The 851-nt window shown below is 71.4% G+C and carries 1 protein-coding gene; it reads left to right on the top strand.

The window, feature by feature from the left end; all coding sequences use genetic code 11:
- Positions 1–87: 87 nt before the first annotated feature.
- Complete coding sequence (locus tag K206_RS0124295; protein ID WP_020204992.1) at positions 88–540, top strand: MarR family winged helix-turn-helix transcriptional regulator; 453 nt, start codon at positions 88–90, stop codon at positions 538–540.
- Positions 541–851 lie beyond the last annotated feature (311 nt).

Here is an 851-nt window from a genome sequence, read left to right as displayed (position 1 = left end):
CGCCGGGGCGCCCGGCACGGCGGGCCGGAAGGCAGCCCCTATAATGGGCGCCGGACCAGACCACAGCGCCATGCCGCTGACCCGCCAATGACCCGTCAGCCAGCCGCCGCCAAAGCCCCGCTCGCCAAGCAGGATTTCGAGGCGCTTTCCGATTTCCGCTACCAGTTGCGCCGCTTCCTGCGGTTCTCCGAGGACGCCGCCCACAACGAAGGCCTGACCGTGCAGCAATATCTGCTGATGCTGCATATCCGCGGCTGCGCCGGCAAGGACTGGGCCTCGATCGGCGAACTGGCCGAGCGCCTGCAGGCCAAGCAGCACGGCGTGGTGGCGCTGGTCAACCGCTGCGAGGCGGCTGGCCTGGTCAAGCGCAAGGCCAACGCGGACGACCGCCGCATCGTGGAGGTCCACCTGCTGGCCAAGGGCGAGCGCTTCCTGAACCGGCTGGCGATGCTGCACCGGAGCGAGCTCGAATCGCTGCGCGGCACCTTCCGCGTGGCGCGCCTGACCGCGTTCAACGACGACGGCGCCGAGCGCGCCTGAATCCCCGCCTGCATCGCCGCCGGAATCCCGCCGGAATCCCCCCCCTGCGCCGCGGCCCGCGCGCGGCGTTACAGGCAGTTACCAATCACAGATCCCGGTGACACCCGCGGCGCCCGGCCGGCCCCAGAATCGCGCGCACCACAACACGCGTTTCAGCGCAGGAGCCAGCCGATGTCCTTTCCCTTCTCTTCCGTTCTCCGTGCCGCCGCGCTGGGTCTGCTCGCCGCGGGCGCCCTGGCCGGCTGCGTGACCGCGCCCTACGGAGGATATGGCGCGGGAGGATACGGCGGCTACGGCGCCGGCGGCGCGCC

It is taken from the genome of Cupriavidus sp. WS, assembly GCF_000395345.1.
Taxonomy (GTDB): domain Bacteria; phylum Pseudomonadota; class Gammaproteobacteria; order Burkholderiales; family Burkholderiaceae; genus Cupriavidus; species Cupriavidus basilensis_B.
Note: the sequence above shows the minus strand (reverse complement) of the source record. Positions and strands in the feature narration are given on the sequence as shown.

What these genes read in the sequence shown, in the direction of transcription:
- K206_RS0124295 (WP_020204992.1), top strand. Translation starts at nt 88, where the DNA reads ATGACCCGTCAGCCAGCCGCCGCCAAAGCCCCGCTCGCCAAGCAGGAT.